Origin of the sequence: Candidatus Phytoplasma phoenicium, assembly GCF_001189415.1 — a bacterium.
Taxonomy (GTDB): domain Bacteria; phylum Bacillota_I; class Bacilli_A; order Acholeplasmatales; family Acholeplasmataceae; genus Phytoplasma; species Phytoplasma phoenicium.
This window is the reverse complement of sequence record NZ_JPSQ01000002.1, coordinates 1-22811: the sequence shown is the minus strand read 5'-3', so window position 1 is coordinate 22811 and position 22811 is coordinate 1. Positions and strand designations below refer to the sequence as shown.

The 22811-nt window shown below is 26.2% G+C and carries 38 protein-coding genes; 37 read left to right on the top strand and 1 reads right to left on the bottom strand.

Translation table 11 applies throughout. The annotated features are described in order from the left end of the window. Positions 1–160 precede the first annotated feature (160 nt). The 37 genes from rpsJ to AlmWB_RS01775 all read left to right on the top strand — a co-directional run bounded on the left by rpsJ (position 161) and on the right by AlmWB_RS01775 (position 22049). Positions 161–487 (top strand): 30S ribosomal protein S10, encoded by a 327-nt coding sequence (gene rpsJ, locus AlmWB_RS00225; RefSeq protein WP_050336978.1) that lies wholly within the window; start codon positions 161–163, stop codon positions 485–487. A gap of 61 nt (positions 488–548) precedes the next feature. Beyond that, positions 549–1223, top strand: coding sequence for a 50S ribosomal protein L3 (rplC, locus tag AlmWB_RS00220; RefSeq protein ID WP_050336976.1), 675 nt, complete (start codon positions 549–551; stop codon positions 1221–1223). Continuing rightward, on the top strand, positions 1201–1824 hold the full coding sequence (gene rplD, locus AlmWB_RS00215; protein ID WP_050336974.1) for a 50S ribosomal protein L4: 624 nt from the start codon (positions 1201–1203) through the stop codon (positions 1822–1824). Before rplC ends, rplD begins: the two co-directional genes overlap by 23 nt. Next, positions 1821–2117, top strand: coding sequence for a 50S ribosomal protein L23 (rplW, locus tag AlmWB_RS00210; RefSeq protein WP_050336973.1), 297 nt, complete (start codon positions 1821–1823; stop codon positions 2115–2117). The genes rplD and rplW overlap by 4 nt, the downstream gene beginning before the upstream one ends. 55 nt (positions 2118–2172) lie before the next feature. After that, positions 2173–3003 carry a 50S ribosomal protein L2 gene (gene rplB / locus AlmWB_RS00205; RefSeq protein WP_050336971.1) on the top strand — a complete coding sequence of 277 codons (831 nt, stop codon included), beginning with the start codon at positions 2173–2175 and terminating at the stop codon, positions 3001–3003. A 25-nt stretch (positions 3004–3028) separates the two neighbouring features. Further along, the gene (gene rpsS, locus AlmWB_RS00200) at positions 3029–3313 is read left to right on the top strand and encodes a 30S ribosomal protein S19 (protein WP_050336969.1); all 285 of its coding nucleotides are present in this window, start codon (positions 3029–3031) and stop codon (positions 3311–3313) included. 20 nt (positions 3314–3333) lie between these two features. Continuing rightward, positions 3334–3714, top strand: a complete 381-nt coding sequence (rplV, locus tag AlmWB_RS00195; protein ID WP_050336967.1) for a 50S ribosomal protein L22 — start codon at positions 3334–3336, stop codon at positions 3712–3714. Continuing rightward, entirely contained in the window at positions 3698–4435 is a 738-nt protein-coding gene (gene rpsC / locus AlmWB_RS00190; RefSeq protein WP_050336964.1) for a 30S ribosomal protein S3, read from the top strand. The genes rplV and rpsC overlap by 17 nt, the downstream gene beginning before the upstream one ends. Before the next feature lie 10 nt (positions 4436–4445). Further along, the gene (gene rplP / locus AlmWB_RS00185) at positions 4446–4868 is read left to right on the top strand and encodes a 50S ribosomal protein L16 (protein ID WP_050336962.1); all 423 of its coding nucleotides are present in this window, start codon (positions 4446–4448) and stop codon (positions 4866–4868) included. After that, a complete protein-coding gene (gene rpmC, locus AlmWB_RS00180; RefSeq protein WP_050336960.1) occupies positions 4865–5101 on the top strand; it encodes a 50S ribosomal protein L29 in 237 nt (78 codons plus the stop codon). Before rplP ends, rpmC begins: the two co-directional genes overlap by 4 nt. 130 nt (positions 5102–5231) lie before the next feature. Beyond that, positions 5232–5501, top strand: coding sequence for a 30S ribosomal protein S17 (gene rpsQ / locus AlmWB_RS00175; RefSeq protein WP_050336958.1), 270 nt, complete (start codon positions 5232–5234; stop codon positions 5499–5501). After that, entirely contained in the window at positions 5498–5878 is a 381-nt protein-coding gene (rplN, locus tag AlmWB_RS00170; RefSeq protein ID WP_050336956.1) for a 50S ribosomal protein L14, read from the top strand. The genes rpsQ and rplN overlap by 4 nt, the downstream gene beginning before the upstream one ends. 9 nt (positions 5879–5887) lie before the next feature. After that, complete coding sequence (gene rplX, locus AlmWB_RS00165; protein WP_050336954.1) at positions 5888–6241, top strand: 50S ribosomal protein L24; 354 nt, start codon at positions 5888–5890, stop codon at positions 6239–6241. 14 nt (positions 6242–6255) lie between these two features. Further along, entirely contained in the window at positions 6256–6795 is a 540-nt protein-coding gene (rplE, locus tag AlmWB_RS00160) for a 50S ribosomal protein L5 (protein WP_050336952.1), read from the top strand. A 54-nt stretch (positions 6796–6849) separates the two neighbouring features. Further along, entirely contained in the window at positions 6850–7119 is a 270-nt protein-coding gene (gene rpsN, locus AlmWB_RS00155; protein ID WP_050336950.1) for a 30S ribosomal protein S14, read from the top strand. A gap of 12 nt (positions 7120–7131) precedes the next feature. Further along, positions 7132–7506, top strand: a complete 375-nt coding sequence (gene rpsH / locus AlmWB_RS00150) for a 30S ribosomal protein S8 (RefSeq protein ID WP_050336948.1) — start codon at positions 7132–7134, stop codon at positions 7504–7506. A 23-nt stretch (positions 7507–7529) separates the two neighbouring features. Beyond that, complete coding sequence (rplF, locus tag AlmWB_RS00145; RefSeq protein ID WP_050336945.1) at positions 7530–8072, top strand: 50S ribosomal protein L6; 543 nt, start codon at positions 7530–7532, stop codon at positions 8070–8072. Between the two features lie 28 nt (positions 8073–8100). After that, on the top strand, positions 8101–8454 hold the full coding sequence (gene rplR / locus AlmWB_RS00140) for a 50S ribosomal protein L18 (protein ID WP_050336942.1): 354 nt from the start codon (positions 8101–8103) through the stop codon (positions 8452–8454). Positions 8455–8459: 5 nt separating this feature from the next. Further along, positions 8460–8981 carry a 30S ribosomal protein S5 gene (gene rpsE / locus AlmWB_RS00135; protein ID WP_083993332.1) on the top strand — a complete coding sequence of 174 codons (522 nt, stop codon included), beginning with the start codon at positions 8460–8462 and terminating at the stop codon, positions 8979–8981. Beyond that, positions 8978–9172 carry a 50S ribosomal protein L30 gene (gene rpmD, locus AlmWB_RS00130; RefSeq protein ID WP_050336940.1) on the top strand — a complete coding sequence of 65 codons (195 nt, stop codon included), beginning with the start codon at positions 8978–8980 and terminating at the stop codon, positions 9170–9172. The genes rpsE and rpmD overlap by 4 nt, the downstream gene beginning before the upstream one ends. 2 nt (positions 9173–9174) lie before the next feature. Beyond that, entirely contained in the window at positions 9175–9615 is a 441-nt protein-coding gene (gene rplO, locus AlmWB_RS00125) for a 50S ribosomal protein L15 (RefSeq protein WP_050336938.1), read from the top strand. A 6-nt stretch (positions 9616–9621) separates the two neighbouring features. Continuing rightward, complete coding sequence (secY, locus tag AlmWB_RS00120; RefSeq protein ID WP_050336935.1) at positions 9622–10932, top strand: preprotein translocase subunit SecY; 1311 nt, start codon at positions 9622–9624, stop codon at positions 10930–10932. Between the two features lie 75 nt (positions 10933–11007). Further along, the gene (map, locus tag AlmWB_RS00115; protein ID WP_050336934.1) at positions 11008–11781 is read left to right on the top strand and encodes a type I methionyl aminopeptidase; all 774 of its coding nucleotides are present in this window, start codon (positions 11008–11010) and stop codon (positions 11779–11781) included. 11 nt (positions 11782–11792) lie between these two features. Further along, a complete protein-coding gene (locus tag AlmWB_RS00110; RefSeq protein WP_050336932.1) occupies positions 11793–12011 on the top strand; it encodes a S1 domain-containing protein in 219 nt (72 codons plus the stop codon). Positions 12012–12103: 92 nt separating this feature from the next. After that, the gene (gene rpmJ, locus AlmWB_RS00105) at positions 12104–12220 is read left to right on the top strand and encodes a 50S ribosomal protein L36 (RefSeq protein WP_050336930.1); all 117 of its coding nucleotides are present in this window, start codon (positions 12104–12106) and stop codon (positions 12218–12220) included. Between the two features lie 23 nt (positions 12221–12243). After that, the gene (gene rpsM / locus AlmWB_RS00100) at positions 12244–12591 is read left to right on the top strand and encodes a 30S ribosomal protein S13 (protein WP_050336928.1); all 348 of its coding nucleotides are present in this window, start codon (positions 12244–12246) and stop codon (positions 12589–12591) included. A 49-nt stretch (positions 12592–12640) separates the two neighbouring features. Beyond that, on the top strand, positions 12641–13033 hold the full coding sequence (gene rpsK / locus AlmWB_RS00095) for a 30S ribosomal protein S11 (RefSeq protein ID WP_050336926.1): 393 nt from the start codon (positions 12641–12643) through the stop codon (positions 13031–13033). Between the two features lie 21 nt (positions 13034–13054). After that, positions 13055–13999 (top strand): DNA-directed RNA polymerase subunit alpha, encoded by a 945-nt coding sequence (locus tag AlmWB_RS00090; RefSeq protein ID WP_050336924.1) that lies wholly within the window; start codon positions 13055–13057, stop codon positions 13997–13999. Positions 14000–14056: 57 nt separating this feature from the next. Beyond that, positions 14057–14413: a 50S ribosomal protein L17 gene (gene rplQ / locus AlmWB_RS00085; RefSeq protein WP_050336980.1), complete on the top strand. Its 357-nt coding sequence runs from the start codon at positions 14057–14059 to the stop codon at positions 14411–14413. A 200-nt stretch (positions 14414–14613) separates the two neighbouring features. After that, positions 14614–15435 (top strand): energy-coupling factor ABC transporter ATP-binding protein, encoded by an 822-nt coding sequence (locus AlmWB_RS00080; protein WP_050336922.1) that lies wholly within the window; start codon positions 14614–14616, stop codon positions 15433–15435. Further along, positions 15411–16256: an ATP-binding cassette domain-containing protein gene (locus AlmWB_RS00075; RefSeq protein WP_050336919.1), complete on the top strand. Its 846-nt coding sequence runs from the start codon at positions 15411–15413 to the stop codon at positions 16254–16256. Before AlmWB_RS00080 ends, AlmWB_RS00075 begins: the two co-directional genes overlap by 25 nt. A gap of 2 nt (positions 16257–16258) precedes the next feature. Beyond that, entirely contained in the window at positions 16259–17251 is a 993-nt protein-coding gene (locus AlmWB_RS00070) for an energy-coupling factor transporter transmembrane component T (protein ID WP_050336917.1), read from the top strand. A 28-nt stretch (positions 17252–17279) separates the two neighbouring features. Beyond that, entirely contained in the window at positions 17280–18035 is a 756-nt protein-coding gene (truA, locus tag AlmWB_RS00065; protein ID WP_050336979.1) for a tRNA pseudouridine(38-40) synthase TruA, read from the top strand. Between the two features lie 2 nt (positions 18036–18037). Then, positions 18038–18658: a dTMP kinase gene (tmk, locus tag AlmWB_RS00060; protein ID WP_050336915.1), complete on the top strand. Its 621-nt coding sequence runs from the start codon at positions 18038–18040 to the stop codon at positions 18656–18658. Continuing rightward, positions 18655–19602 carry a DNA polymerase III delta subunit-related protein gene (locus tag AlmWB_RS00055; protein ID WP_050336913.1) on the top strand — a complete coding sequence of 316 codons (948 nt, stop codon included), beginning with the start codon at positions 18655–18657 and terminating at the stop codon, positions 19600–19602. The genes tmk and AlmWB_RS00055 overlap by 4 nt, the downstream gene beginning before the upstream one ends. 23 nt (positions 19603–19625) lie before the next feature. Then, positions 19626–20489 carry a 16S rRNA (cytidine(1402)-2'-O)-methyltransferase gene (rsmI, locus tag AlmWB_RS01780; protein ID WP_050336910.1) on the top strand — a complete coding sequence of 288 codons (864 nt, stop codon included), beginning with the start codon at positions 19626–19628 and terminating at the stop codon, positions 20487–20489. Between the two features lie 6 nt (positions 20490–20495). Continuing rightward, complete coding sequence (locus AlmWB_RS01775) at positions 20496–22049, top strand: methionine--tRNA ligase (RefSeq protein ID WP_050336908.1); 1554 nt, start codon at positions 20496–20498, stop codon at positions 22047–22049. A gap of 124 nt (positions 22050–22173) precedes the next feature. Here AlmWB_RS01775 and AlmWB_RS00040 read toward each other — a convergent pair whose 3' ends face one another. Then, on the bottom strand, positions 22174–22395 hold the full coding sequence (locus AlmWB_RS00040) for a CNNM domain-containing protein (RefSeq protein WP_050336906.1): 222 nt from the start codon (positions 22393–22395) through the stop codon (positions 22174–22176). Positions 22396–22811 lie beyond the last annotated feature (416 nt).

Here is a 22811-nt window from a genome sequence, read left to right as displayed (position 1 = left end):
TTATTTTGTCAAAAAATATTTTTTTATTTTTTATTAATCATTTTAGTTTTTATGTTTATAGGTATAGAACTAAGTTCATAGTTGAACTAACTACTACATGTTGTTTAATGATTATAAATTTCTAAACAATGAACCAAGTTTAAAGAAGGTATCCAAAAAAATGTCAAAAGAACAAGAAGTTATAAAAATTCTTTTAAAAACTTATGATTATCATTTAATTGATCAAGCAGCAAAAAAAATTATTGATAGTGTTATGAAAACAGGAGCAAAAATTAAAGGTCCTATACCACTTCCTACGCGAAAAGAAGTTTTTACTGTAATTCGTTCTCCTTTTGTGAATAAAGATAGTCGAGAACAATTTGGACGTTCTATACATAAACGTCTAATACAAATTATGAATCCTAATGCAAAAACAATAGATGCTTTAATCATGCATATTAATTTGCCATCTGCTGTGAATATTTCTTTAAAAACATTAAAAAAATAATTTTTTAAAATTTTTTAATAAAGATAAATTTTATATTTTAAGAATTAAGGAAGAGGATAAAATGGCTAAAGGAATTTTAGGAAGAAAATTAGGCATGACACAAGTTTTTGACGAAAAAGGATTTTCTATTCCTGTTACTGTTGTTGATGTTTCTGAGAATACCATTATACAACATAAAACTTTAGAAAAAGATGGTTATCAAGCGGTTCAATTAGGTTTTGGTACAAAAAAAAACACAAAAACTAGTAAACCTTTAAAAGGACATTTTGACAAAGCGCAAACTCATCCTAAAGTTTTTTTAAAAGAAATCTCTTTTGCTTCTAATATACAAAATGAAATGAGTATGTTAGGAGTGGGTTCATTAAAAAATCTACTTTTTCAACCAGGAGATTTAGTTGATGTTACTAGCATTAGTAAAGGGAAAGGTTTTCAAGGATCGATTAAAAGACATAATCAAAGTAAAGGCCCTGAAACTCATGGTTCACGTTATCATAGAAGACCTGGTTCTATGGGGCCTATTAAAGGCAACATAAAGGGTAAAAATCTTCCAGGACAAATGGGATTTCAACAAGTAACTTTACAAAATTTAAAAATTGTTTCTATTAAAAACGATGAAAAAAAATTGTTTTTAATTAAAGGTAGCATTCCTGGTCCTAAGAAAAGATTAGTTTTAATTAAATCAGCAGTCAAAACAATAATGGGAGAGAAAAATCATGCCTCAGTTAAATTTGTTTAACCAAAAAGGTGAAATGTTATCAACAATGGATTTAATAGATACTGTTTTTGGTATCAAACCTCACCAACAATCTCTATATGATGTTGTTAATCAGCAAAAAGCAGCTATGCGTCAAGGAACACATGCGACTAAAAATCGTTCATCTGTTTCAGGTGGAGGAAAGAAACCTTGGGCGCAAAAAGGTACTGGTAATGCACGTCATGGAACTATACGTTCTCCCTTATGGCGTGGTGGTGGAGTTGTATTCGGTCCTCATCCTAGAGATTATAGTTTTAAAATGAACGCTAAAGTTAGAAAATTAGCAATGATTTCAGCTTTGTCTTTGCAAATCCAAAAACAAAATATCAAGGTTATTGATTCCTTAGAAATGACTGAATATAAAACTAAAAATTTTCAACAATTTTTAAATAATTTAAATATTAAAAATAAAGTGTTAGTAGTTGTAGACAAATTAACAGAAAATTTAGTTCGTGCAACCAATAATTTAGCACAAGTTACTTTAGAACAATTTACTCATATTAGTGTTTATCAAATTATGAGCATAAAAAGTATTTTAATGACTAAAGCAGCTATTACTCAATTAGGAGAGATTTTGAAATGAAATTAAAATTTTATGATTTATTGAAATCACCTCTAATTACAGAAAATACTAATAAGCAAATGGAAATACACAATAAATATACTTTTAAAGTAGCTAAAAGTGCTAATAAAATAGAATTAAAAAAAGCTATGGAATATATTTTTAATGTAAAAGTTATATCTGTTAATACACTAAATGTTTTACCTAAGTTTCAACGTAAAGGGAAATATTCTGGTTATACTTCAGCTTATAAAAAAGCTATTTTTAAACTAGTTCCAGGCCAAAGAATAGATAGTATGTTTAATGATAATTAAAAAAATAAATATGATATTTATTTATTATTGAAGAAAGCATTGAGGTTACTATAGAATGTCGCTCAAAAAATACAAACCAACATCCAACGGACATCGTAATATGATTTTACAAAGCTTTAAAGAATTAACAACTTCTGTACCAGAAAAAAGTTTGTTACGATCTAAAAAAAGCACAGGTGGAAGAAATAATCAAGGAAAAATAACTGTAAGACATCGTGGCGGTGGAGTTAAACAACATTATCGTTTGATTGATTTTAAACGTAACAAAGATAATATACCAGGTAAGGTTGCTACTATTGAATATGATCCAAACCGTAATTGCAATATTGCTTTAATCCATTATTTAGATGGTGAAAAAAGATATATTTTAGCACCGAAAGATTTAAAAGTAGGTAATCAAATTTTTTCTGGTTCAGAAGTTGATATTAAAGTTGGTAATGCTTTGCCTTTGAAAAATATTCCTGTTGGTTCTTTTGTTCATAATATTGAAATAAAACCTGGAAAAGGGGGACAATTATCACGTAGCGCAGGAACTTCTGTTCAAATTGTGAAAAAAGAAGAAAAATATATAATTTTAAATTTACCTTCTGGAGAAATTCGTAAAGTTTTAGCGACTTGTCGTGCTACTATTGGAGTAATTGGGAATGAAGTTTATAAACTGATTCGTAATGGCAAAGCAGGACGTACTCGTTATTTATCAATTCGTCCTACAGTACGTGGTTCTGCTATGAACCCTAATGATCATCCACATGGTGGTGGAGAAGGTCGGGCACCTATTGGACGTAAAGCACCTATGACTCCTTGGGGTAAAAAAGCTCTCGGTGTAAAAACTAGAAAAAAAAATAAACCTAATAGTCATTTAATTATTAAAAAACGTAAAAAATAAATTTTAAGGAAAAGATAAAAATTATATGGTTCGTTCAATTAAAAAAGGGCCTTTTTGTGACGAACATTTATTAGCAAAAGTTCGTAAACAAAATGAAGATAAAAAAAATAAAAAAGTAATTCAAACACGTTCACGCAGAAGTGTTATTTTACCTGAATTTATTGGTCATAAAATTGCTGTTTATAATGGGAAAGAATATATTATTTCTTCAATTACTGAAGATATGGTAGGACATAAATTTGGAGAATTTTCACCAACAAGAAAATTTCACGGACACACTAAAGATAATAAAAAAAATATTAAAAAATAAAATTTTGAGAAGGTATTAACATGAATGTAAAAGCGATTGCCAAACAAATGCCTATTACTCCGCGTAAAACACGTTTAGTTGCGGATTTAATTCGGGGTAAAAATATTAAAGAAGCACAAGCTATTTTAATGTTTACTCCTAAAGCAGCTTCTCCTATTGTTTTAAAACTTTTAAAAAGTGCAATTGCAAATGCTACTAATAACTTTAGTTTAGACGAAGCATTTTTATATGTTAAAGAAATTTTCGTGAACGAAGGTTTACGTTTAACAAGACTTTTTCCTAGAGCAAAAGGAAGAGCAGATCGAATTAAAAAAAGAACTAGTCATATTACTATAGTAGTTGCACCTCAATTATCCGAAAACAAAGCAAAGGAGATAGTTAATAATGGGACAAAAGAGTAATCCTAACGGACTAAGATTGGGTATTATCCAAAATTGGAGATCTCAATGGTACGCGGAAGATAAACAAGTTCCTAATTTAGTTTATGAAGATTTTAAAATCCGAACTTTAATTAAAAAGTTTTATATTCGAGGTATTATTTCAGAAATCGAGATAAAACGTTTAAAAAAATCTAATAGTGAAGAAATTACTATTAATTTATTTACTTCTAAAATTGGTTTAGTACAAGGTGCTGATAACAAAGAAAAAAATAAATTATTACAAAAAATTGAAAAAACAATAAATAAAAAAATATTGTTGAATGTTTTCGAGGTGAAGACAATCGATAAAATAGCGAGTTTAGTGGCACAAAATGTTGCTATGCAATTACAACAAAGAAGTTATTTTCGCGCAGTACAAAAAATTACAACTCAAAAAGTTTTAAAAAGTGGCGCTAAAGGAGTTAAAATAATTCTTTCAGGACGTTTAGGAGGTGCTGAAATCGCTCGTAGAGAAACTATTTCATTAGGTTTAGTACCTTTAAATACTTTTAGAGCTGATATTGATTATGCTTTTGAAGAAGCTCATACAACTTATGGTGTTTTAGGCGTCCAAGTATGGATTTTTCATGGAGAAGTTTTACCTAATAAAACTATTGCGGACACAAGACAATTTTTTGTACAAATGCAAGAAATAAGGAAACATTTTGTTCGGAGATATCCACAAAAGTTGTCGAAGAGGTAAAAAAATTATTATGTTAATGCCAAAAAAAACTAAATATCGTCGTCCTCATCGTTTAAGTTATGAAGGCAAAACTAAAGGTCAAACCAAAATTATTAATGGTAATTATGGTCTTATCGCTGTTGAAGGTGCATGGATTTCAAGTCAACAAATTGAATCTGCTCGTATTGCGATGACTCGTTGTATGGAAAGAAAAGGAAGATTATGGATTAATATCTTCCCACATTTATCTTTGACTCGTAAACCTTTAGAAGTTCGTATGGGTTCAGGAAAAGGCGCCCCAACTTTATGGGTTAGCGTTGTTAAAAAAGGAAGAGTTCTTTTTGAAGTAAGCGAAGTTAATAACTCAGAAATAGTCGAAAGAGAAGCTTTAAGGTTAGCATCTCACAAATTACCTATTAAAACTAAAATTGTTAAAAGAGGTTGTGAAATATGAAAATTAAAGAAATGCGTCAAATGAATCAAGAAGAATTAAATAATAAAATTTTTGAGTTTAAAAAAAGAATGTTTACAATTAAATTAGAAATAGATTTAGCTAAAACCAAAAATACATCTTTAGTGTCTAAAATGAAAAAAAACATTGCACGTTTAAATACAGTTATTAGAGAAAAAAATTTTTTATTAACTAAAAATATTAATGTTAGCAATTCCAAAAAAGATAATAATTAACGTTTTGTTAATTAAATTATAAAATATAATATCTGAAATTATATTTTATATGGGTGATTTTTTTATCGTATATATTGATTTATTTTTGTTAGTATTTATAGAGAAATAAGATAAGGAGGATATTAGAGTTATGCGTAACGAAAGAAAAGTTTTATCGGGAACTGTTGTTTCTAATAAAATGCAAAAAACAATTACTGTTGAAGTTAATTATTATAAAAAAGCTAATTTTTATGATAAAAAGATTAAAAAAACTCATAAATTTTATGTACACGATCAAGATGAGATCGCAAAAATAGGCGATAAGGTTGATTTTATGGAAACTAGACCTTTTTCTAAAACAAAAAAATTTCGTTTATTAAATATTATTTCTAGTCCTAGTACTAAGGAGAAACAATTATGATTCAAAGAAATAGTCGTTTAATAGTAGCTGATAATAGTGGTGCTAAAGTTGTTTCTGTGATTGATATTCCAGGAGCTAGTCAACAACGATATGCACATATCGGAGACGTAGTTATTGTTTCTGTTAAAAAAGCTATTCCTTCAGGTATGGTCAAAGCAGGCGATATATCGAAGGCTTTAATTTTACGTACCAAAAAATGGTTAAGAGGTAAAGATGGTTCTTATATTAAATTTGATGATAATGCTGCTGTTATTATTAAAGATGATATGACTTTAAGAGGAACAAGAATTTTTGGCCCTGTTGTCAAAAATCAAAAATTAAGAAATAGTAATTTTACAAAATTTCTTTCTTTAGCAGAAAAAGTATTTATAATATGAGGGATTATGATGAGTATTAAAGTAGGAGATATTGTATTTATTTTAGCAGGAAAAGATCGTTTTGTTATTGGGGAAGATAAAAAGAAAAAAAATAAAACAGGTAGAGTTATAAAAGTTTTTTTTAAGGAACAAAAAGTATTAGTCGAAGGTGTTAATATTGTGACGAAACATAAAAATGCTTCTAATAATGAAGAAAAAGGAAGCATCCTTAAAGAAGAAGCACCGATTCATATTTCTAATGTAGCCTTAATTGACCCAGAAAAAAACATCCCTACACGTGTTGGGATACGTTATGAAGCTAATAAAAAAAAAATTCGTTATGCAAAAAAATCAGGTGTTTGTTTTGATGAAACAATTAATTAAAAAAGGTATATATAATGAAAAAAATTAATAATCAGACTGATAACAAATCCTTTTTGGCTTTAAAAGAAATTTTTAATTTTACATCTGTAATGCAAATTCCTAAAATTGAAAAAATAGTGATTAATATGGGGGTAGGCGAAGCTATTGCTAATATTAAAATTTTAGATGATTTAGCTGAACAATTGAGTTTATTGAGTGGCCAAAGACCCCTTGTTATTAAAGCAAAAAAATCTATTTCTAATTTTAAATTAAGAGAAGGAAATCCTATTGGTTTAAAAGTTACTTTAAGAGGTTTTAAAAAAGAAGCTTTTTTAAATAAGTTAATTAATATTGTTTTACCTAGAATAAGAGATTTTCGTGGTTTATCTCATAAATCTTTTGATGGAAGAGGGAATTACGCTTTAGGTATTAAAGAGCAAATTGTTTTTCCTGAAATTGATTTAGATAAAGTTAAAAATATTTGTGGCATGGATATTTGTATTGTAACAACAGCACAAACAGATGTAGATGCAAAAAAATTATTATCATTTTATGGTATTCCTTTTTATAAATAGTTAAATTAAATTTATTAATACAAAGTTTTATTTTTATACAGAAAGGATTTTTTTATGGCCAAAAAGTCAAAAATTGCAAAAAATCAAAAACAAAAATTATTATATTTAAAATATAAAGAAAAAAGATTAGAGTTAAAAAAAAACAAAGATTATCAAGGACTTTCACGTTTACCAGTGCAATCTTCACCTGTTCGTTTAAAAAATATTGATTTAATTGATGGTAGATCTCGTGGATACCTAAGAAAATTTGGTTTATCTCGTATTAAATTTCGTGAATTAGCTAATAAAGGTGAAATACCTGGCGTTAGAAAAATTAGTTGGTAAAGGACAAATAGTATTATGATAACAAATCCTATCGCTGATTTATTAACAAGAATACGTAATGCTAATCAAATGCGTTATGAAAAACTTTCAGTACCTCGTTCTAAATTAAAAATGAAAATGTTAGAAGTGATTAAAAAAACAGGTTTTATTAAAGATTTTCATTTAGATAAAATGCAAAAAAATATTTTAGTTTACCTAAAATATGCAGATGATAAAGAAAGAGTTATTAGAGGATTGAAAAGAGTTTCGAGATACGTTTCAGTGAAACAAATTCCTAAAGTATCTCATTTTGGAATAGCTTTAATTTCAACTTCTAAAGGTATTTTGACTAATCATGAAGCTTTGACACAAAAAATTGGTGGTCAAGTTTTAGCTTATATTTGGTAATTATGAAAGGAAAATAAAAACCTATGTCTCGAATAGGAAAAAAAGTTATTAATATTCCACAAGGTATTACAGTAGAAATTAAAGAGAATAATTTAGTAAATGTTAAATCTTCTACTAATCAATGTTCATACCAATTTTATCCTTTATTAAAAATCAATTCAAAAGATAATGTAATTACAATTGAACGTATTAATAATGAAGTTTTTATGAAGAAAATTCATGGCACAACGAGAGCTTTATTAGCTAATATGATTTCTGGTTTAAATAAATCGTTTACTAAAAAATTAGAATTAGTTGGTTTGGGTTACGATGTTAAACAAGACGGACAAAAATTAGTTTTTTCTTTAGGTTTTTCTCATCCAATCATATTGCCTATTCCAAAAAAATTACAAGTAGAAATTATCAAAAATAAAGAAATTATTATTAAAGGCGCTGATAAACAATTTATAGGTGAATTTGCTGCTAAGATAGCTAAATTACGTAAGCCTGACCCTTATCAAGGTAAAGGTGTTTGTTATGAGGGTCAATATATTCATCGTAAAGCAGGAAAAAGTGCTAAAAAATAGGAAAGGATATTTTTTTTGGGAATAAATTATGTTTAATAAAACATCTTCGCATTTATTACGAAAAAGACGTCATTTACGTTTAAGAAAAAAAATTATAGGTACAACACAAAGACCACGATTAAATATTTTTTATTCTAAAAAATATTTTTATGCTCAAATAATTGATGATCAAAGACAAATTACTTTATGTAGCGTTCATAGTAAAGAAATTAATGCTAATGTCGTTAATATTAAAGTAGCTTCCGATATTGGCAAAATCATTGCTCAAAAAGCTTTAGCACAAGGAATTAAAAGTGTTGTATTTGATCGTGATGGACGTTTATATCACGGTCGTATTAAAGCAGCAGCAGAATGCGCTAGAAAGGAAGGATTACAATTTTGATTTCTATGAAAAAAGAAATGATTTATGAAAAAAAGACATTTTTAGAAGAAAAAGTAATTAAAATTAACAGAATTACCAAAGTGGTTAAAGGTGGACGTCGTTTTCGTTTTTCTGCTTTAGTTGTTGTAGGAGATAAAAAAGGTAAAATAGGTTTCGCTACAGGTAAAGCTTTAGAAGTTAGTGACGCTATTAAAAAAGCTTTAGAAAAAGCTAAAAAAAAATTAATTAATATTTCTCTTTTTGGTTCTACTATTCCTCATGAAGTAATTGGAAATTTTGGCGCTTCTAAAGTTTTTTTAAAACCTGTGTCAAAAGGTAAAGGAATTATCGCAGGCGGAAAAGCAGCGCGTACAGTTTTTGAATTAGCAGGTGTTAATGATATTTCTTCTAAAATTTTTGGTTCTCGTACTTCTGTTAATGTTTTAAAAGCGTTAATTAAAGGTTTAAAAAATTTAAGAAGTTTAAAAGATGTTAGCAAATTAAGAGGTGTTACTTTAAATAATCGATTTAAAGGAATAACTAAATGAAAAAAATAGAAATTATATTAAAAAAAAGTCTTATAGGTAGAACACCGAATCAAAGAAAAAATGCTCATGCTTTGGGTTTAAAAAAAATTAATCAAAAAATTATTATAAATGATGCAGAAACCATTAGAGGTATTATTAAAAAAATTCATCATTTAGTTTTAGTTAAGGAAATTATTATAAAGGAGCGTTGAGTATGTTACATTTATTAAAACCGATTAAAGGTGCTCGTAAAACAAAAAAACGGTTAGGACGTGGACCAGGAAGTGGTAATGGTAAAACTGCTGGTAAAGGTCATAAAGGACAGTTAGCTCGTTCTGGTGGAAAAACTCGAATAGGTTTTGAGGGAGGGCAAACGCCTTTTTTTCAAAGAATTCCTAAAAGGGGATTTTATAGTTTTCAAAAAACTAAATATTCTTTAGTTAACTTAAATGAATTAGAAATTTTTGATAATGATATTTTGGTGAATAGAAAACTATTAATACAAAAAAAAATTGTTCCAAAAAATGTGTCTTTAATTAAAGTTTTAGCTAAAGGAGAATTAACTAAAAAATTAACTGTCCAAGCTTCTAAATTTTCAAATAAAGCTCAAGAAATTATTCGACAAAAGGGCGGAAATGTTGAGATAGTAAGGTAGTTCAATATGAAAACAATAATGAATTATTTTATATCTCAAAAAAAAAATATTCATAAAATTTTATTTACTTTAATTATTATTTTTGTTTATGTGATTGGCACCAACATTCCTGTTCCTTGTTTAGATTCGAAAACATACAAAGCTATTAAATTTTGGAGTAGTATTCGTTATCAGATATTGAATTTTGGTTTTGGCAAAGATAAAACTAAATTTCCTTTTGCTATTTTATCTTTAGGGGTGATGCCTTACATTACTACTTCAATTATTCTACAATTAGCTAATAAAATTGTTCCTTTTTTAAAAGAATGGGGAGAACATGGTGAAAAAGGAAAATATAAACTAAATTTATTTAGTCGTTTTATAACTTTGATCTTATCTTTTGGATATGGTTTGAGTATTACTTCACAATTAAAACACAACCGATTACTTAGCGAAAACACCTCATTAATGCAATTGAAAGTGACTTTTTTTTTAGTAGTTGGCGTTTTTATTTGTATATGGTTAGCTGATTTAATTACCGCTAAAGGAATAGGAAATGGAATTTCTATTTTAATAGCGATTAATATTAGTAAAGAAGTATACAATACTTTTAATTTTTTATATGCTCCTCCAGAAGATTATGCATTAACAATATGGAGTAGATGCGCTATTTTGAGTTATTTATTATGTTTATTAGTTTTGACTATTATTTTATGTTCCGCTTATTTAAAAATCCCTATTCTTTATTATACTATTAATGTTAATAAAATACATGAAGCTAAAATTGATAAACATATTCCTTTTAAAATAAATAGCGCTGGTGTGTTACCTGTTATTTTAGCTACTTCTTTGATGAATATGTTTGATATGATAAGCGTTTTTCTTAGTTCTAATAGTAATTTGAAGAATATTATTGACTCATATCTTTCAGCTTCGAAACGTCCAGAATTAGGAGTAAGTTTTTTTCTTTATTTATCTTTTATTTTATTATTTTCTGTTTTTTCTATGTTTATGGTTATTAATCCTCGTGATGTTACAGAACATTTATCTAAACAAGATGCTTATATAGAAGGCATAAAACCAGGTGAAGAAACATTACATAAAATTACTGATGAATTATTTAAAATTACTTTAATTGGGGCTATATTTTTAACTTTATTGGCTGCTATGCCTGATATATTAAATTGGTTTTATAAATGGTTTTATGATCAAAACTTACCACAGAATATGCAATTTGGCGGAACTAGTCTTTTAATTATAGTTGGTGTTGCTTTAGAATGTGTACAACGTATGAATACAAAAACTCATTTAACAAGTATGTATAATAAATTATTTTAAAATATTTTTATTTCATATTAAATTGTCATTTTTATAATTTTTTTGAAAAAAGAAAAATGGTGAATTGTATATTTTATGATATCTATTAAATCATCTAACGAAATTGCTATTATGAAAAAAGCGGGTTCTATTTTGTTTTGGTTACATCAACAGTTATCAAGTTGTTTAAAAGTAGGTATTTCGACTTGGGATTTAGATATGATGGCTGCTGCTTTAATGAAACAACGTAATGTTATTTCCGCTTTTAAAGGTTATAAAGGATTCGGGGGGCATATTTGTATTTCTGTGAATGAGACAGTTGTACATGGTTTACCTTCGAAAAAGCAAATTTTAAAAATTGGCGATATTGTTTCAATTGATGCAGGTATCAAATATAAAGGTTATTATGTTGATTCAGCAGTTACTTATACTTTGGGTTCGGTTTCTTTTCTAGTACAACAATTATTAAAAGATACTAAAGAAGCCTTATGGGCTGGTATTAAAAAAGTAAAACCTAGTAATCACATTTCAGATATTTCACGAGCTATTGCACAAATTGGTCAAAAAAATAACTACGGTATTATTGAAGTTTTTTCTGGTCACGGTATAGGTTTAAAATTACATGAACAACCTTATATTTTTAATTTCGATTTTGTTTTAAAAGATTATATTTTAAAACCAGGTATGGTGTTTTGTATTGAACCAATGTTTACTTTAGGTTCTAAAGACATTAAAATTCTCCCTGATGGTTGGACAGCACAAACTTTGGATGCTAGTCTTAGTGCTCATTTTGAACATACTATTTTAGTAACATCGAGTGGTTATGATGTTTTAACATATGAAACATTCAAAGATTGTCAAATAGGATAAAAAAATTAATTATGGATAAATCAAATATAAAAGATGCTAGGGTTGTAGGCGTTTTTCCTAATGCTACCTTTCAATTAGAACTTTTAGATAATAAAAAGGTTATTTTTGCTCGTATTTCAGGGAAAATAAAAGTTAATAATATTCGTATTTTATTAGGAGATAGAGTGCAAGTAGATTCAACTAAACGTATTGTTTATCGTTATATTGATAAAAATATTGATAAAAAATAATAATTGATAATGAATTCAGAAAGTTTATTTTTATAAAGATAAAAAAATAACAATTAGAAACAAATTTATTTGGAAGGAACAGTTGTTAAATAATGAAAGTAAGAGCTTCAGTAAAAAAACGTAGCGCTGATGATATTATAGTACGTCGTAAAAAAAGAATTTATATTATTAATAAAAAAAATCGTCGTCATAATCAAAGACAAGGTTAAGTAAGAAAGGAAATATTATTAAAATGGCAAGAATAGCAGGCGTAGATATTCCTGGTAATAAAAGAGTAGTAATATCGCTGACTTATATTTATGGAATCGGCCTTAAAACTTCTCGTAAACTTTTGTGTGATTTGCATATTGATGAAAACATTAGAGTTAATAAATTAAGCGAAGAACAATTATCTCATTTACGTAATGAATGTACTAAGTTAAGCGTTGAAGGTTCTTTAAGACGTAATATAACTTTAAATATCAAAAGATTAATGGAAATTGGATGTGATAGAGGTATTCATCATCGTCGTGGATTACCTGTTAGAGGACAAAAAACGCGTAATAATGCTAAAACAGCTAAAAAAAGACGGAAAAAATAAATACTAAAAAATAAATTTTAAAAAATCAAAAAAAGAGGTTTAAAGAATAATGGTACCAAAAAAAAAAACTCATCGTAAAAAGAAAATTAAGAAAAATATCCCTGTAGGGATTGCTCATATACATACAACTTTTAATAACACAATTTTGACTATTACAGATTTAGAAGGTAATGCTATTGTTTGTAGTAATGCTGGATCTTTAGGTTTTAAAGGAAGTAGAAAATCCACTTCTTTTGCGGCTCAACAAGTTGCTCGTAAAGCAGCCACTTTAGCAAAAGAACAAGGTATGCAAAAAATTGAAGTTTTTATTAAAGGTCCTGGCGTCGGAAGAGAAACTTCTATTCGTTCTTTACAAGAATCAGGTTTAGAAATTACGGCTATTAAAGATGTAACTCCTGTACCTCATAATGGGTGTCGACCACCTAAACGACCTCGCGGATAATTATAAAAAAAAGGAGTTATGATGGATAGATTAAAATTTATTAAACCTATAATGACAATTGAAAAAGAAAATGCTGATTTATTAAATAGTCGATTTATTATTCAACGTTTAGTTAGAGGTTATGGAATTACAATTGGTAATTCTTTAAGAAGAGTACTTTTATCTTCTTTACCTGGAGCTGCTATTGTTAATGTTCAAATCGAAGGCATAACGCATGAATTTAGCGTTATTCCAGGTATTTATGAAGATGTTATGTCCATTATTTTAAATTTAAAAAAAGTAGTAGTGCATGTAGATTCAGAAGATGAGGACTTTGAACAAAAATTATTTATTGATGTTCATGGAGAACAAATAGTTACTGCAGCTCATTTTCAAACCGTTGATGGTGTTTGTATTATAAATAAGGAACAAGTCATCGCTCATTTATCCAAAGATGCACATTTAAAAATGTCCGTTACTGTAAGAAGAGGGATTGGTTATAAAAGCGCAGAAGAAAATAAAATTTATAATAAAAAACAATTTGGTGTGATTGCTATTGATTCTTTGTATACACCAGTTGTACGTGTTACTTATCATGTTGAACAAAAATTAAACAATAAAGAAGAATTAATTTTAGATATTGAAACTAATAATTCTATTAATGCAAAAGAAGCTTTAGCTACAGCGGCCAAAATTTTAGTAGATCATTTTAATGTTTTAGTTGATTTATGTGATAAATTAAAAAATAATAATTTTATTTATGAACCGCAAACGGAAAGTTATAATCACGCCTTAGATTTAAGAATTGATCAATTAGAATTATCTGTTAGATTATTTAATAGTTTAAAAAAATCAGGTATTAATACTGTTAAAGAATTAGTTAATCAAAGTGAAAAATCTATTTCTAAATTGAATAGTTTAGGTAAAAAATCTTTTGAAGAACTTAAAAAAAAGATGAAAAAATTAGAACTTCAATTTAAATTATAAATAATTTAATTTAAAAAAGTTATATTAATGAAAAGAAGAAAAGAAGGAAAAAAATCAATGGCTTATAGTAGATTAAGACGTAATACAACTCAAAAAAAATCCTTGTTGAAAAGTTTAGTTTCTAGTTTAATTATTCATGAGTTTATTTTAACCACAGAATCAAAAGCTAAAGAGTTAAGAAAAATGATGGAAAAAGTGATTACTTTAAGTAAAAAAAATACTCTTCATTCTAGAAGAATTGCTTCACTCTTTTTATTTGATGAAAATATTGATGAAAATAAAACAGTTTTACAAAAATTATTTCAAGATATTTCTAAAAAGTATCAAAATCGTCAGAGTGGTTATACCAAAATTGTTAAAAGTGAATTTCGTAGAGGTGATGCTGCGCCTATGGCTTTTATTTCTTTAGTTTGAGTTGTGAATATATTATCATCAAAAGATAAAATTTAAATCAATTGTTTTATTTTTTGATGATAAATTAAAAAAATATCTAATTGTAATTACTTTTGTTGAAGTTATTGTTGAAATATATTTATTTTTCTAGAATTATATTCTAGATATTTTATTTACTAATAAAATTTAAAAGAGGAAAATAAAAGAAATTTAGAAATTAAATGATTATTGTTGAAAATTTATGTTTTAGTTACAATGACCGAACAGTTTTTAATCATTTGAATTTTCAAATTATGGATGGTCAATGGATTGCTTTAATGGGTGATAATGGTTCTGGAAAAACTACTTTAGTTAATATTTTAGTAGGGTTGTTATCATTTTCGAAAGGAAATATTTGGATTAATAATACGAAAATTAATCATTTTAATAATCATTCATTAAGAACTATGATAGGGATTATCTTTCAAAATCCAGATTATCAATTTGTGGGGTTTGATGTACGTAGTGACATGGCTTTTGGTTTAGAAAATCAAAATTTATCACGCATAATTATACAACAAAAAATTATAAAATATGCTTATATGTTGAATATTGAACATTTATTAGATAAAAAACCGCAAGAATTATCTGGTGGACAAAAGCAAAAAGTAGCAATAGCTTCTGTTTTGGTAATGGAACCTCAAATTATTATTTTTGATGAGTCTACTGCTTTTTTAGATCCTAAAAGTGTACAAGAAATTTATCAAATTATTCATCAAATTCATCAACAAAAAAAACAAATTTTAATTACTATTACCCATGATTTAACTTTCGCTTTGCAAAGCGACGAAATTATGATTTTAAATCAACAAGGTGATTTATGGAAAAAAAATCGACCTATCGATTTGTTACGAGATAATGATTTTGTCCATAAGTATTTTGATAATTTACCTTTAGCTCTCCAAATTTATTATCAATTGGAAAAAGAAAAGTTGAATTTTAAAAATCAAAAACTTTATAAAGAAATAAAGGAATTGTTATGGCAATACAATTTAATCAGGTAAATTTTTGTTATCATAAAAAAAATAAATATGTTTTACGAAATATTAATTTGAAAATTGTTGAACAAAATCAATTTATTGCGGTAGTAGGAACTATTGGTTCTGGCAAATCTACTTTAGTACAATTAATGAATGGTTTACTAACTCCATCTACCGGTTATTTAAAAGTTTTTAAACAAAATATTTTTCCGAATACTTCTTCAAAAAAACTTTTCTTGTTAAAGAGACAAATAGGTTTAGTTTTTCAATTTCCTGAATATCAACTTTTTGAAATTTCAGTATTAAAAGATGTTATGTTTGCTCCTAAAAATTTTGGTTCTAACGAAGTAGAGGCGCAAAAAAAAGCTATCAAAGCTTTGCAACAAGTGAATATTGATTCTTCATTGTTTCATTGCTCTCCTTTTAGTTTATCTGGTGGACAACAAAGAAAAGTTGCTATCGCTGGTATTTTAGCTATGAATCCTAAAGTTTTAATTTTAGATGAACCTACTAGAGGTTTAGATATTAAAAGTCAAATAGATATGATGGATATTTTGACTAAACAATATCAAGAAGAACAGAAAACTATTATTCTGATCACTCATGATATTGATTTGGTAGCTCAATATGCACATCAAGTTTTATTGATAGATAAAGGTAAGATATTATTTTTTGGTTCAAAAGAAAATTTTTTTCAACAAAATACAACTTTTGTAGCACCTCAAACTTTTAAAATTATGAAATTATTATCACAAAAAATGCAAATACCTTTTAAACCACATTATTCAAGAACTTCTTTATTGAAATATTTAAAAAAATTTTTGCAATCAAAGAAGGAATCATGAACATGATAGAATTAAATCATGAGTATAAAATAAAAAAACATTTTTTATTTTGCATTAACCCAGCTTTAAAAATAATTTTCTTTATGTTCATGTTTAAAATTATTTTTAGTTTGAATATGGTTAGTCCTCAACAAGATTTTAATTTATTTTTTGGTTTTTATTTTTTGATCATTGTTGGTTTTTTAATTGGTTGTATGTTGTCTTTAAATTTTTCTTTCTTTCATTTATTACAACACATATCTTATTTAAAATTTGTTATTATTTTAAGTTTAATTATTAATTTAACAACGATACCACCATCATCTGAAAAGTTTTTACAATTTAAGACTTGGGATATTTCTTTGTTTTCTTTTTTCATCATACTTTTATTTTTCTTCATTATCACTAATTATTTTGGTTTTAAAAAAATTAGGTTGGTTTTATTTTTGTTTTTATTTCTTTTTTTACCTTTTTTACTAACCCAATTTGCCATTGAGGGAATGATTTTCACTACAACACCTTTATATTTATCGCACCAATGTATTTTCAGACTTGTTTTGATTTGTATACGTATTTGGTTATTTATTATTTTAAATATTTTAATGGCTCAAACCACTTCTTTTATGGAAATTAATGATGGTTTAGAAATTTTATTAAAACCTTTGAAAAAAATAAAATTACCTGTAGAAATGTTTTGTTTATTGATTTCTTTGATTTTTATGTCTATTCCTTTTTTGTTAGAAACTACGCAAAAAATTTTAAAAGCACAAATGGCTCGTGGCATTAATTTTTATACGAAAAATATTAGAAAAAGAATTTATTATTTGTTATCTATATTGATTCCTATTTTTGTTTTATCTTTGAAAAAATCTTTTATTTTAGCTAATGCAATGGAAACACGTGGTTACGTGTTAGGAAAACCAAGAACTAAGTTAATATCTTATTGTTTAACTATCACAGACTATGTATGTGGAGTCGTCATGTTATTTTTATTTGTGGTTAGTTTTTATATGTAAACATAATTATAAAATGAGGTTTTTTTATTTGAAATTATTTACTTATAAATTAGTTTTGAGTTATGATGGAACCCAATATCATGGTTATCAAAAACAAAACTTTCCTATCATAACCATTCAATCAGTTTTAGAAAATGCTTTATGGAAAGCAACGAAACAAAAAATTAAAACTTTTGCTGCTAGTCGTACAGATAAAGGTGTACACGCTCAAGGACAAGTAGTACATTTTAAAATTCATTTTTATATTTTACCTATTACTTTAAAGTTGGTTTTAAATAAAATATTACTTCCGAATATTAAAGTTAACCATTTAACTTTAATGCCTATGAGTTTTCATGCTCGTTATTCTGTGCAATCGAAAATTTATCAATATGTTTTTGCTAAAAAACCTGTTAACCCTTTTAATTGTCGTTTTCAAGTCTATTTTACTAATATTGATTGGCAAAGATTATCACAAGCTTTACCTTTATTACAAGGAACTCATAATTTTACTTTATTTACTAGTAATAAAGATAAAAAAAAATCACTTATTAAATCAATATATGATCTAACATTAAAAGAAACTAAAACAAAATACATTTTATTGTTTCATGGGAAAGGTTTTTTAAAACAAATGATTCTTTTTTTAGTAGGTTTTTTAATTCGTATAGGACAAAAACAAAAACAAATTACTGATTTACAAAAAATGCTGCAATTACATGATATGCCTAAATGTTCATTTTTGGCTCCTCCTCAAGGTCTTTGTTTAAAAAAAATTTTTTATAAAAAGGAAAAAGGAAAGTAAATATGTTTATTTCTTTTGAAGGTTGCGAAGGATCAGGAAAAACAACTTTATCTATTGCTTTATTTCAAAAACTCAGTAGCATGTCATATCCTATTCTTTTAACGAAAGAACCAGGGGGTAGTAATTTTAATTTAGACATTAAACAAATCTTATTAAAGTTTTATAATCAAATTGATTTTCGCACTGAAGCTTTATTATATGCTGCTGATCGAACAGAACATTTGAAAAACGTCATTCTCCCTGCTTTAGATAAAACAAAAATTGTAATTTGTGATCGTTATTTAGATTCTTCTTTAGTTTATCAAGGGTATGTTAGAGGTTTAGGCGATGAGTTCATTCGAACCATTAATCCGCTGGCTTGTCAAAATCTACCAGATATTACTTTTTATTTAGACTTAGACCCAAAAATTGGTTTACAAAGAATTAGAACCCAAAGAAGCCAACAAATGGATTTTTTTGATTTACAAAATTTAACTTTTCATCAAAAAATAAGAGAAGGATATTTACAAATAGTCAAACAATTTCCTCAAAGAATTTGCGTCATAGATGCACAACAACCTTTAACTTTAATTCAAAAAAATATCGAAAATAAAATCGAAAAATTATTTCAAATTAAATTATGACAATAGCAGAAAACTTATTAGCTAAATTCCACCAAATTATACAAAATCAAAAATTATCTCATATTTATTTAATTGAAGGTGGTAATGATGTGGAACAAAAAAAATTTCTTTATGATTTAGCAGAACTTTTTTTAAAAATCACTTCTATATCTTCATGTTTAAAACAAATGATTCAAGTGAATCATTATCCTAATTTTTATTATTTGTCTTCGTATAATAATTTAATTACAAAAGAACAAATTTTAGCAATGCAACAACATTTTCACCATACTTCTTTGATTAATTCTAAAAAAATGTATGTCCTTTATAAGGCAGAACATATTTCTGAAAAAGCAGCACATAGTTTATTACATTTTTTAGAAAATCCAGTGAATAATCAAATTTTAGGCATTTTATTTACTAATAATCATCATTTGTTGTTGTCAACAATATTGTCTCGTGTACAAATTTTTCATTTAACTTCTTCTTCATCTATATTTCCCCAAAATTCTCAGAAAATACTTAATCCTTTAGATCAAGTGTTTTTCAATTTATTAAAAAAAAAACACAATAATATTTCTTCTGATTTTTTATTGACATCTTATTATCTTAATTTAAAAAAATTTTTTTTTAGTTTCTGTCAATGGAAACATATTTCATTCGATGTGTTGATGGAATTTTGGTTTGAACATAAAGATCTATTGACTCAAAAGGTTTTTATAGAGGATTTTTTAATTCTTTTATTAGTTTTTTGTTTAGATTTGTATAAATATCGTTCTCAATCTTTGGGTTTTGTTTTTCCCGTGGAATTGTTTTCTCAAACTTGGTTAGTGAAACTTTCTGAACAACATTTTCAATCTTTATTGAATCTTTTAAACAAAATAGAAAAACAAAAAACAGTGATTGAATATCCATTTTGTTTTATGGGTTTTTTAATAGAAATAATGCAGATGTTCAATGGTTAAAAATTTAAGAAAAGAATTGATACATGATTAGTATTCAACAAACATTTCTAACAACCAAAGCTACTTTATATTTAGTAGCAACACCTATCGGTAATCTTTCTGATCTAAGTTTTCGTGCAGTCGAAATATTACGTCAAGTAAATTATATTTTAACAGAAGATACACGTCGAGCACAAATACTTTTGAATCATTATCATTTGCGTAACCATTTAATATCTTTACATCAATATAACGAAAAACAAAAAATCACTCAACTTTTAGCATTATTACAGCAAGGTAAAAATTTAGCTTTAATTAGTGATGCTGGTACTCCTTTAATTAGTGATCCTGGTCTTTTTTTGGTTCAAGAAATACAAAAAGCAGGGTTTTATGTCACTACTGTTCCTGGAGCTTCAGCTTTTTTAGCAGCTTTTAGTCTTTCATCTTTTGCTTTACCTTTTATCTTTTGTGGTTTTTTACCAAAAAAGATAAAACAAAAAAACCAAACATTGGAAAAATATCGTTTTTGGAGTGAAACTTTAATTTTTTATGAATCACCTCAAAGAATTACCCATACTTTGATATTAGTACAAAAATATTATCCTCAACGAAAAATCGCTTTAATGAGGGAATTGACAAAAAAATTTGAGACTATTATGCATGGCACTATTGAAGAGTTTTTAACCCAAAAACTTTCTTGTAAAGGGGAATATGTTTTGGTTATAGAGGGTTGTACGGGCAATGAATATCATAATGTTGATTTGGATGAAGCAATGTTTTTTTTGAAAAATAAAGGATTCACGGAAAAAGAAATTTTTAATAAATTAGCCAAAAATTATCATCTTTCTAAAAAAGATATTTATCGTAAATACAAAATTCAAATATCTGAAAAAGAAAAGGATATGTAAATTTTTATGAATGAAAATAAAAAATTTTTTATTACCACTTCCATTCTTTACGCGTCGGCTTTGCCTCATATTGGCAATATTTATGAAATTATTTTAGCAGATGTTATTGCTCGTTTTAAAAGATTAGATGGTTATGATGTTTTTTTTCAAACAGGCACAGATGAACATGGGCAAAAAATAGAACAAAACGCTTTTAAACAAAATTTATCACCTCAAACATATGTGCAAAAAATCTCAACTCAAATCAAAAATATTTGTGATAAAGTTAATATTAAATATAATAAATTTATACAAACATCTGAAAAAAATCATAAAAAAACTGTTCAATTGATTATAGATAAACTTTTAGCTAAAGGTGATATTTATTTAGGTGTTTATGAAGGTTGGTATTCGGTGGCTGAGGAAAGTTATATTATGCCTAAAGATTTAATTGATGGTAAAACTTTAAGTGGAGAAGTTCCATTATGGATGAAAGAATCAGTTTATTTTTTGAAATTATCTCAATATCAAGAAAGATTAATATCTTATTTAAATGATGAATCTTATTTAATTTTACCAACTGATAGAAAAAAAGAAATTCTTAATTTATTACGAACGCCATTACCAGATTTATCGATTTCTCGCACCTCTTTTAAATGGGGGATTCCTTTTAATTTTGATTCTCAACATATTGTTTATGTGTGGATTGACGCTTTAAGTAATTATATTAGTGGTTTAGGTTATCAACCAATGTATTCTTATCGTGAACAACCTTCTCTTTTTCTTCATTATTGGCCTTGTGATTTACATGTTATAGGTAAAGATATTAGTCGTTTTCATTTGATTTATTGGCCTATTTTATTGATGTCTTTAGATTTACCTTTACCAAAACAATTTTTGATTCATCCTTGGTTATTATTTAATAATCGTAAAATGTCTAAATCTACTAATAATGTTCTTTATGTTGATGATTTATTAAAATTTTTTTCTGTAGATGCAATTCGTTATTTTGTTTTACATGAAATCCCTTATGTTTCTGATGGTATTTTAACTAATGAGTTATTATTAGAACGTTATAATACAGATTTAGTGAATAATTTAGGTAATCTCTTAAGTCGTACTTTAGGTATGATTGCTAAGTATTCTAATCATCAATTGATTAAACCTATTTCTATTACAACCAATTCTTTTGATAATATGATTAATTTACCACAAGAAGCTTTAGCTTTGTTACCTGCCGTGCGTTGTGATATGAAATTGTATCGTGTAGGCGATGCTTTAGAAAAAATTATGAAATTAGTACGCCTTTGTAATAAATATATTGATATCATTCGACCTTGGAATTTAGTTAAATCAACGAATGATATAGTAAAATTAAATGAGTTTTTATATAATTTAGTTGAAACATTACGTTTTATTGGAGTTGCCTTAAAACCTTTTTTACCGGATACTGCTGATATGATTTTAACTCAAATTAAAGCTGAAAAAACTAATTTTGAAAGTTTAAACCATTTTAATGTGACAAAAAGTAAGTTTTTATATCCACAATCAAAACTTTTTGATCGTTTAGAAAAAATATAATATTTTTGTATTTATCAAATTATATAATTTTTGGATATATATTGACAAATATTAAAGTTTATGGAGAATTTCACAATGAAATTATTTGTTATTACGTTTAATTCTTTTATATTATGAGTCTTTTTTATTTAAAAATACAATTGACAACATGAATCATAATTTGAATAACAGATAAAAAATAAGTTGGCTTTTCTTTTATTTTTTTAATTTTTAATGCTTGAGAAATATTTTTTTTGACTTCTAAATTAATTTTATTTTCACTTAAAGAAATAAAAGCAATTTCAATAGCAGAAAAAAAAGCATTAAATAAAATTAAAATACAAAATCCAAAAATTAAAGACCACACTTTTTGAAGCCTCTTTTTACTTCTTCATGAAACGAAGATAATGCATAAATATTATTAAGATGATAAAGTATCAGATCATCATTCTCCATATAATTTTAATATCATTCCTTTTTTATCAATTATTATTTTTTAAAGTTTACTTTGAGAATATAAACTATAATAATTTTATCATATAAAAAAACAAATGTCAAAATTTTATTATGATTTATATGTATAAAATATATCGATATTGAAAACAATAAATCATTTTAATAAAATAATATTATTCATAAATGATATAATAATAGTATTATAATTATCGTTAATATTTAATTTTTTTGATTAATTTTTACTTTAAATTTTTTAAATGTTCAAAAAGAATCCAAGGTTATAAAAATATAAATGATAATTATTAATATAAAATAAAAAAAATATAA